Here is a 9,131-nt window from a genome sequence, read left to right as displayed (position 1 = left end):
TGCGTATTGGGCGTGCCAATCTTAATGACCCAGCTAAACCACTGGGCGTCTTTATGCTGGCGGGGCCATCCGGAGTAGGGAAGACTGAAACCGCGTTGGCGCTTTCCGATCTATTGTACGGCGGTGAGCAGAACCTGATCACTATCAATATGTCGGAATATCAGGAGGCACATTCGGTCTCTGGACTAAAAGGTTCTCCGCCTGGTTATGTGGGTTATGGGCAAGGGGGGGTATTAACCGAGGCGGTACGCCGCCGCCCTTATAGCGTGGTACTGCTGGATGAGGTTGAGAAAGCGCATCCCGATGTAATGGAGTTGTTTTATCAGGTATTCGATAAAGGGGTGATGGAAGATGCCGAAGGGCAGTTAATCAATTTCCGTAACACGTTGATTATACTCACCAGCAATCTGGCCAGTGATCGCATTATGTCTGCTTGTGGCGCAGGCGAAATAACCCATGACGGTTTTGTTGAATTAATTCGTCCCGAATTTGATCGTCACTTCCGCCCGGCATTTATGGGGCGTTTGCGGCTAATACCTTATCTACCGGTCGTTGCCGACACCTTGGCCAGTATTATTAAACTGAAACTAAATAAAATCTGTGAGCGTTTCAGCCGCGCGGCGGGGTATGAGTCGCGACTGACATACAGTGATAAAGTGGTCAAATTCTTTGCCAGCCGTTGCCGGGTTGAACAAAGCGGTGCGCGCGAGATTGACTCGGTACTGAACCGAGAGCTACTGCCGTTATTGACCGAGCGTTTGTTAAGTACGGAAGAGCAACAAACCATGGCTCTGTTGCTAAACGTGAGTAAAGATAAATTAACCATAAGCAAGGAACGTAGTTAAAGCGGTCCGCTGAGTCCCCACCTTGCCAAGTTATCCATTTGGTTATGGTGGGGATGTATTACCTGCATAATTGAGTCGATAGATAGTCTATTAGTTCTGTTTTTGATAAAAAAGAAGGAATCATAATGTCTGGATATATATATTTACCTATACCTACACAAGAAATGCATGACTTTTGTGATTTTTGGACCACAGGGCAAAAGGAGAAAGGAAAAACACCTTATAAAATATTAGAAAACAAACATAGTGGTGTTGTTAAAAAAGTTTTTCGCAACTTTGATGGTGTTCTGAAAAATGTAAATTCCTTAGATAAAGTCTATATTCTTGCTCATGGTGCTGCTCTCGGCTCTTCTTATGTTGGTGCGCCACTAGGAGCCAAAAAAGTAATAGTAAGAGGATACGAAGGATGGACTGGAGGAACACTTAAAAAATACAGTCCAATTGAACTCGCACAATTGTTAAAAAAAGAAAACTTACCCCTTAATTTTGTCGATTTGAGAGTTTTTGCCTGTGGCAGTGCATTAATACCAAATAAGGATGGAATTACTGCATCATTCGCACAGAGATTAGCAAATGAATTACGTAATATAGGTTATAGGAATATTAAAGTAACAGGGTATTTAGGAACCCTTCAAGCAGACTATTGTATCCGAAACTTAAGTGGAGGCGCCTTTACAGACACATGTCATAAAAGTGTTTATCTCGAATGTAGTCTAATGCCAGCGTCATTAGGAAAAGTTATTTTCTAAGGGGCGGTGAATCGGATTTTACGCGTGGCGCTCTCCTCCGAAGCCATAGTCAGTATGTCTCCTGAGGTGATCTCAAAAAGTGAATGGGCCGTTTTGAGGAGATACTGACACATGGCCTGGGAAGCGCGAGGAAAGCCCGCTAATTTACTGTATCACTCGGTTCAAGGTAGCCACTATATCAGCAGGAGTTTCAGACAGTTAATGTGGAGATATCAGATAAAGCAAAGCCTGAGTCGCCGGGGGAATTGCTGGGATAACAGCCCGATGGAACATTTTTTTAGACGACTGAAAACAGAATGGGTGCCGGATAATGGATACGCTAATTTTAGCGAAGCCAAGACAGCGGTAACGTATGACATAACGGGATATTACAACCAGCTCAGACCTTATCAATATAACGGGGGTTTGACGCCGAATGAATCAGAACGATTGTTCTGGAGAAACTCTAAAGCCGTGGCCAATTTTTGTTGACCACTACAGTATAAAAACCTTCAATATCTTAAGCTCTACGGTGAATATATGTACCCAAAAAATGCGCATTACATTTGGATTGGAAATAAACCACTGCCACAATATGCAATAAGTAATATCATACATTTTAAATCAAATAACCCACATTATACGGTATATCTTTGGACTACCAATCCGCACAGAATAGTTAATAATATAATAAACTCTGGTTATAGCTCCCGATTTATGAGCTTTATAAACTGTCGTGGTTTACCCGACATGACAGGATATATTCAATCTGCTGTTGAACGAGAGATGTCTGATAGTGCTTATCATAATTATGCAGCTGCCTCTGACATTTTACGCCTAGTTATTTTAGAAAAGTTTGGCGGTATTTATATGGATGTAGATGTTATGGTATCAGGTAGTCTTGGCCTCATATCTCCAGAAAGAGCAAGTAGTACGGGAGTTTCTGACATATTAATACACCAGGAGATGTTGAGTAATAAAACACGGTTATCCAATGCAGTAATTGTCAGTCAGCCCCACACCAACGCTCTGAAAAAAATGATTAATTATGCAGTCACCCCTTATGCGAAAAATAATCTCTATGAGATGGGATTTGGTCGTACTGCTGGTAAAGATTTATTAAGGAAGACATTAAAAGATTTAAAAGATATTCCATTGAGGGAAATAATGTGGGTAGGAAAGAGAGCGGTGCCTTCTCTTCGCCATCAAATAACCATATATCTGACGGGGCCGGGGTTAATGGATGCATACCTTCAAGCCAGTGGTTTAAGTCAACGGTTTCAGACAACAAAAATACTAAATGAACCCGCTCGATTTGGACAACGGGAAGACAATTTTCCAGGAAGCTGGAAGCGGGGGATGAACGGTAAAGGTGAGTGGGTAGTCCCAGCAAGAAAATTTAACAGTATAATTTAACCTATATTCCCGTTCCCTCCTCTGACTGGTATCACTGAAAAACTGGCATGGTCCATGAAAACATATATTTCTTGTCCGCAAAATGCGGGCGAATTCCATAGTTGCTTGGCATAATTCATCCAGCTTAATGATAGTTGAAGCCCTGGGGGGGAACACCACTGACTCACATTAAGAGGTCCAGTGTCGGAATATCCAGCCTGTAATTTTTAAGGTGCTGATTTGATGGTGGTCAAAACCAAGAAAGTAGCTCAACAGTAGGGTGCCGACACAACCATTTTAGTTGCAATTATTGTGAGTCCGGGGTGATGGATTGCGAGCCGAGCTGGGTAAATGCGAGCCCATTATCAGTTAATGTGAGCCGATGGTGTTTTTCATTTGCAGTTAATGTGAGCCGAAAATGGCGCTGATTGCGAGCCATTACAAATCGTTTCTTCTTCTGGTTTGTCGGCGTTGAGTGTAGTCAGTGATGCCGTGTTGGCACCACTTTTATCAATGGTCACCATTTCAGGCTCGCCGTGATGACGAATGGACTTGCGGAAAAAAAAGCAGTGCCGCTGCAGCGTCCCGTTTGGCGGTCAGTAGGAAATCGATTGTCTGACCAGCAGTATCCACCGCGCGATAGAGATATTTCCACTGCCCTTTGATTTTGATAGTAGGTTTCATCCATGCGCCATCGACTGCCCTCAGAGCATTTATGCCGGCGGAAGGACTTGTCCAACAAGGGCACCAAGCGAATAACCCAACGATGAAGCGTGGAATGGTCAACAGCAATACCGCATTCAGCCATCATCTCCTCGAGATTGCGCAGGCTCAGGGCATAAGCCAGATACCAGCGAACACATTGCACGATGATATCGAGGGGGTAATGCGGGCGTTTAAAGACATTTCGGGTCAGAGACATTAATAGGCAATATTACAAAAAAAACAGCATGTTACCTTCCTACATCTTAATTCGACAGAACCCAAAATGCCAGCTCATCTTTAGTTGGTGTATAAAACCGTTCCAGCTTTGACTCAGTCAGGTGACTTTTGAACCTGGGATAAGCTGTATCGTGGGGTTGCACGTATTTTAACTCCTTGTCGAAAAGGGTCTTCCGTGTATCATTTAAAGTAATCTATAAAAGTACCGATATCCTGTCACGTAGGAATGCGGATTGTAGGCGTGTTTTGTGAGGAGGGTTCAATTGGGACAGATTGCAGCGATATATTGCCGCGTGTCGACGAGCAATCAGGATTCCATCGTCAGGAAGCGGAACTTATCACTCTGGTCAGTAAAGCAGGTTACACCGTGGCAGGGATCTGGAAAGAAACGGCATCTGGCAGCAGCAAAATCGATCGCCAGCAACGACAGCAAGGTTTCAAACTGGCACAGGCCAGGAAAATTGACCTGGTTCTGGGAACGGAACTGGCTCGCTGGATTTGTTCCATACGCTGAACGATTTACAATCTTGGGGCGTAGGGCTGATAGCACAGACAGGGTTACAGTTTGATTTATCCACCCCGCAGGGAAAAATGATTGCCACATTAATGTCAGGTTTTACTGAATCTGCTGAGAGAGCCTGCACGCTCAGGGGTTCAGGCTGCGCAGGCGCGCGGCGTTGTCTTCGGTAGAAAACCAGGGCAGCGGATCAAATTAGATAAATTAGCCCCGAAGGTGTTAGCACTTGTCGCCGAAGGCCAGTCCTACCGGCAGATTGGGCGGCATCTGAACCTGAGTAAAAATACGGTGCTGGCAATAGTCAAACGTGAGCGGCAAAAGCAGGAAAATGAAATTGATAGTATCAGCACGGGCGGGTACGAAACTCAGGAGCATTTGTAACATTAGTAGATGTGGCAAGGGCTAGGAGGCGATCTTACACATTTACGCACAAATCCTTACGCCTAGTCAGATGGCGCCAGTTGAAGAGCCGGTTATCGTTGATTCCGTTTTCGCGGGCAATTTGCGCGATACAGACACCGGGTAAAAGCGTCTGCTAAACTCCGGAGAAAATCGGTTACGACGTGGCTTCTCTGATTTCGCCGGCTGGTTATAGCTGGAACAACTGCCTGAACTGAAGGGTATCGACCTGGGAAAAGTGTTCTGGCTAGTTGTTCACAGGAAGATTCTCCTGAAAGAGGCCTGTCAGTAAAAACCTGGTGAAACCGCCTGACCAGAGAAAAAATTGCGGTTTTGCTGACACCCGTCTGCGTAGAAATGACCGGGTACGACAGGGCTTCGTCAAATCTCAGCCGCAGCACACGCAGGATCAATTTCGGATTATCAGCTAGTACCGCTTTTCGTGCATTCATCTTAAATGTCCTTTTACTACGAAAATGGACATTAGTATCGGGAACAGGAAAGGGCGGCGAAAGAGGGTCAAATGGGCCGCTTACGGTTAATAATAAGATAAATCAAAACAAATAACCAGACAGTCTTAGATATCTGTATTTGAGATTATGATGTAATAGCAACGATCAAGATAATATGATTGAGCAGTAATAATTACCCATGAAAGAGGGAATACTCGAATTTTTTAACGAATTGTTTCAATGGGAGGTATCACCGCATTCCTGATAGTCCTCTAGCTATCTATAGGGAATAGCATCATGTCTCGCTTCGCTTTAGCATTCATTATATCCAGGCCTCCGGCTATAGTTAGAAAATAATGACTGTCCACCGACGTCCAGACTTTCATGCTTTTTTTTTACATATTTCAGATTTCAAAGGGTAACATGCCAAACAATAAATGTGTAAAAATGCCAAAAGTTAATATTTTCAAAAAAAGCAAATTCCGCTCCAGCTCTTAGTGAATGGGATTGTGTATACAGGGAAACATTAGGATTAAAAAAAGCATGCTCACCATAAAAAACAAATAGTTCTTATCCATACTATTCGCCATAAAGAAAGTGAGTTTTACTTAAGAAATGCTGAGAGTGTACTAAAATCCTGGGATGTGGTCAGTGCTTCTTTAATTACATTTGGTTCCAGAGATAGAGCTCAATTGGCTGATGTTGGATTGTTACTTGCGGTACCACCGCAGAACATTATTGGGATATACCCTTGTGATATCGCTTTCCCTAATAATATTGGAAATGAACCCAATACCCCAAGAAAACCAATGGAATTAATGAGTCATTATTTCAATACTTATCAAGCTGGGGGGATAATACTTTTTCAATCCTTAAATCGCCAAATGATAAGTTAATGGCACATGGGCAAAGTAATACAGGACACAATGAAGTAGTTTCCGTCTGTAAGTCTCATATTAATACTTACGAAGGACGTCCACCAACGCAACCTATTCAGGTTTGTGGGATTTATATTCATCCCAAAAATAGTAAAATCACTGATGAAATCATATCTATTACAAGTAAATTAAAGGCAATGAATCCTGATTTACCTGTTTTCGAGTATGGAGGATTGTAGTGGCAAACTGGGTTTGGCCACCTGAATAGAGGTGATATCATCATCTCATCGTCAAAACAGGTGAAACAATGAACAGAAGTAATAGACGCAATTTCAGCTCTGAGTTCAAACTTGAAGCCGCTCAGTTAGTCCTCGATCAACATTACATCGTGGCTGCCGCTGCCACGGCAATGAATGTTGGCAAATCAACGATGGATAAGTGGGTTCGGAAGTTGAAAGAAGAACGAACGGGGAAATCACCCATAGCTTCACCCATGACACCTGAGTAGATTGAAATACGCGAACTGAAGAAGAGGATTCAACGCATTGAAATTTTGGCCGGCGTGGATAAGCAGTAATCGGGTAAAAGGTGATGGGAAATTCGGCATTTATGCATCGTTTTGACTCATTGGACGGGCTTGAACTACTCGTCGCGGACTTTTCAGACCATCGATTTGACGTGCATTGGCATGATACCTGGTCGATTGGTGTTGTTCTGCGCGGCGCCAATAACAACAGCGCTAAAGGCGATGCCGACGGTATTGTCTGCCGTGGGCAAATCAGCATCATCGCGCCAGGGCAGATGCATGCTGGCACCGCTTTGGGTGATGAAGGCTGTCACTATTTCATGTTTTATCCCAGCAACGAGATGCTGCTTGGCACAGCGGAAAGCATGGGAATGCATTTACCAGCGATCAAGGGGAAGCATCTCGAACATGCGACTTTCGCCAGGAAATTGTGTGAAACCGCTATGGTATTGACCGATGTGCAATCCAGTCACTTTGACCGTGAAGTGGTATGGAGCCACTGTGTGGCGGATCTGCTTCAGGTGTTTTCTCCGTGGCAGTCATTTACGGTGGCCAGCGATATCTCGCCAGGCTTGAGCAGAGCAAAAGAATATCTGCACGATCATCATGCCCAGGAGGTGCGTCTGGATATACTGGCGCAGGCTGTCGGCATGTCGAAGTACCACCTATGTCGCCAGTTTTCGGCGAAATTCGGTTTATCGCCAAGTCGCTATCAACGGCAGCTCAGATTGCAACAGGCTAAGGCCTTGCTTTCCCGAGGTGGCGACATCGCGGGAATCGCCAGTGCCTGCGGATTTGCCGATCAATCGCATTTGGGCAGGATATTTAAGTCGACTTACGGCGTCACGCCGCGTAGCTATCGCGACCGGTGCATTTGAGCAATATCGTTCTATCTTGCCGACTAAGAGGGGCTGATAGTGTGCCTTTTTGACGACGAGAGAAACCATGTTCATCGATATTTCCACGCTGGGTTTATTTGCTCTTTCGGCCGCCGCGTTAACGCTTATCCCTGGTGCCGACATGCTTTGTGCACTGTCTAATGCCATAAGCCAGGGAACGAAAGCGGGGCTAATTACAGTATTGGGCGCTGTCACAGGGGTAACGTGTCACATCGGCCTTGCGATTGCCGGCGTTACGGCACTGATCGCCTCTTCACCTGTGTTGTATAAGTTTTTTGTAGTTGGCGGCGCTTTCTATATCATGTGGGTAGGCTTGGGCATTTTTAACAACAAAAACGCGATCAGCCTTCAAAACAACAGCGAGCGGAAAAGCCTTCATAAACTTTATTCGCAAGGATTACTGACCAATTTGCTGAACCCTAAGGCCATCATCTTTTCATTGGCATTTATACCACAGTTTATTCGGATTGAGGCAGGCATGCCGGGTACGCAGATGCTGATATTGGGTATTGAGCTAATCTTCATTATGTTATTGATTGAAATACCCTTGGTTTTTCTGGCCGATAAGATTGCAATGAAAATAAAAACTCACCCTACCATAGCTATCTATATTAATAAGTTTTTTGGCGCCGCCATTCTGGCATTGGCCATTTCCATTCTGGCTTCGCATTTATTCTAGGGTCTCAAACACGCAGATTGGCAACGTTGTTCGATTGATAAGGTTTTATGTTCGCACCGCTATCCAGCATACTGCGAAATTCCCGTAATCTCCTCCTGAGTTTCACAAATACAGAGGAGAATGACTAATGAAACGCTTTGAAAATAAAGTTGCCCTGGTGACGGGCAGTTCAAAGGGAATTGGCGCAGCCATTGCTAAACGCCTGGCGGCGGAAGGCGCCGTGGTTTTCATTAACTATTCCCGCGGGCGTGAAGATGCCAACCGGTTGGTCAAAGAAATCAATGAGCAGGGCGGCATCGCTTTTCCACGGCAGGCCAATGTCGGCATTGAGGCCGAAGTCAAAGGCCTGATGCAAAACATTGTAGAGCAGTATGGTCGACTAGACGTGCTGGTCAATAACGCCGGTGTTTATTCCACCAATAGCCTGGAAGCATTTAGCGATGCGGAATATGAAAGGCACTTCAACTTAAATGTCAAAGGGCTGATTTATTGCTGCATGGCGGCGGTCGCCGCCATGCCTGAATTGGGTGGCAGCATCGTCAATATCAGCTCCAGCGTGACTTCGTTTACACCAGCCAATTCGCTGGTTTATACCGCTTCCAAAGCCGTGGTGGATTCGATCACCAAGACGCTGGCCAACGAGCTTGGCGGGCGCAAGATCCGGGTCAATGCGGTCAATCCTAGCCTGGTCATCACGGAAGGCGTGCATGACAGCGGCTTTTTCGACGCCGATTTTAAAACGCATATTGAATCCATAATGTAAGTATCCCACTTAAAAGAACCATTCACTTTTAGAGATCTTCCGACATACTGACTATGTCCCTTTGAGGAGATCGCTATGCGCAAAGCACGATTCACTGAGCACCAGATT

At 44.9% G+C, this 9,131-nt stretch carries 9 protein-coding genes and 4 pseudogenes; 11 read left to right on the top strand and 2 right to left on the bottom strand.

The features are described from left to right. From ACNSO8_RS02225 to ACNSO8_RS02210, 4 genes and pseudogenes are all read left to right on the top strand, one after another. Positions 1–845 (top strand): AAA family ATPase (locus ACNSO8_RS02225; protein ID WP_418393686.1); only part of this gene is annotated, 845 nt, incomplete at its 5' end. Positions 846–970: 125 nt separating this feature from the next. Beyond that, positions 971–1,594 carry a hypothetical protein gene (locus ACNSO8_RS02220; RefSeq protein ID WP_418393685.1) on the top strand — a complete coding sequence of 208 codons (624 nt, stop codon included), beginning with the start codon at positions 971–973 and terminating at the stop codon, positions 1,592–1,594. Positions 1,595–1,705: 111 nt separating this feature from the next. Continuing rightward, positions 1,706–2,065 (top strand): annotated as a pseudogene (locus ACNSO8_RS02215) (integrase core domain-containing protein); the annotation flags it as partial. A gap of 48 nt (positions 2,066–2,113) precedes the next feature. Further along, positions 2,114–2,989: a glycosyltransferase family 32 protein gene (locus tag ACNSO8_RS02210; RefSeq protein ID WP_418393684.1), complete on the top strand. Its 876-nt coding sequence runs from the start codon at positions 2,114–2,116 to the stop codon at positions 2,987–2,989. 422 nt (positions 2,990–3,411) lie between these two features. Here the strand turns inward: ACNSO8_RS02210 and ACNSO8_RS02205 are convergent. Beyond that, a pseudogene (locus ACNSO8_RS02205) lies at positions 3,412–3,890 on the bottom strand (IS6 family transposase); the annotation flags it as partial. 261 nt (positions 3,891–4,151) lie between these two features. On the opposite strand from ACNSO8_RS02205, the gene ACNSO8_RS02200 reads away from it, so the two are divergent. Together ACNSO8_RS02200 and ACNSO8_RS02195 are read left to right on the top strand one after the other, a co-directional pair. Further along, entirely contained in the window at positions 4,152–4,424 is a 273-nt protein-coding gene (locus tag ACNSO8_RS02200; protein ID WP_418393683.1) for a hypothetical protein, read from the top strand. A 219-nt stretch (positions 4,425–4,643) separates the two neighbouring features. Further along, the gene (locus ACNSO8_RS02195) at positions 4,644–4,808 is read left to right on the top strand and encodes a helix-turn-helix domain-containing protein (RefSeq protein WP_418393682.1); all 165 of its coding nucleotides are present in this window, start codon (positions 4,644–4,646) and stop codon (positions 4,806–4,808) included. 49 nt (positions 4,809–4,857) lie between these two features. Here ACNSO8_RS02195 and ACNSO8_RS02190 read toward each other — a convergent pair. After that, positions 4,858–5,278 (bottom strand): annotated as a pseudogene (locus ACNSO8_RS02190) (transposase); the annotation flags it as partial. Positions 5,279–6,173: 895 nt separating this feature from the next. Between ACNSO8_RS02190 and ACNSO8_RS02185 the strand changes: the two are divergent. From ACNSO8_RS02185 to ACNSO8_RS02165, 5 genes and pseudogenes are all read left to right on the top strand, one after another. Further along, positions 6,174–6,395, top strand: coding sequence for a hypothetical protein (locus ACNSO8_RS02185; protein ID WP_418393681.1), 222 nt, complete (start codon positions 6,174–6,176; stop codon positions 6,393–6,395). Positions 6,396–6,463: 68 nt separating this feature from the next. Next, a pseudogene (locus ACNSO8_RS02180) lies at positions 6,464–6,661 on the top strand (transposase); the annotation flags it as partial. A gap of 86 nt (positions 6,662–6,747) precedes the next feature. After that, positions 6,748–7,560, top strand: a complete 813-nt coding sequence (locus ACNSO8_RS02175) for an AraC family transcriptional regulator (RefSeq protein WP_418393680.1) — start codon at positions 6,748–6,750, stop codon at positions 7,558–7,560. A 67-nt stretch (positions 7,561–7,627) separates the two neighbouring features. Further along, the gene (locus tag ACNSO8_RS02170) at positions 7,628–8,260 is read left to right on the top strand and encodes a LysE family translocator (RefSeq protein WP_418393679.1); all 633 of its coding nucleotides are present in this window, start codon (positions 7,628–7,630) and stop codon (positions 8,258–8,260) included. A gap of 127 nt (positions 8,261–8,387) precedes the next feature. Further along, complete coding sequence (locus ACNSO8_RS02165) at positions 8,388–9,023, top strand: SDR family NAD(P)-dependent oxidoreductase (RefSeq protein ID WP_418393678.1); 636 nt, start codon at positions 8,388–8,390, stop codon at positions 9,021–9,023. Positions 9,024–9,131: the final 108 nt, after the last annotated feature.

This window comes from Yersinia sp. LJYL362 (genome assembly GCF_048323875.1).
This window is presented reverse-complemented; position numbering and strand designations above follow the sequence as displayed.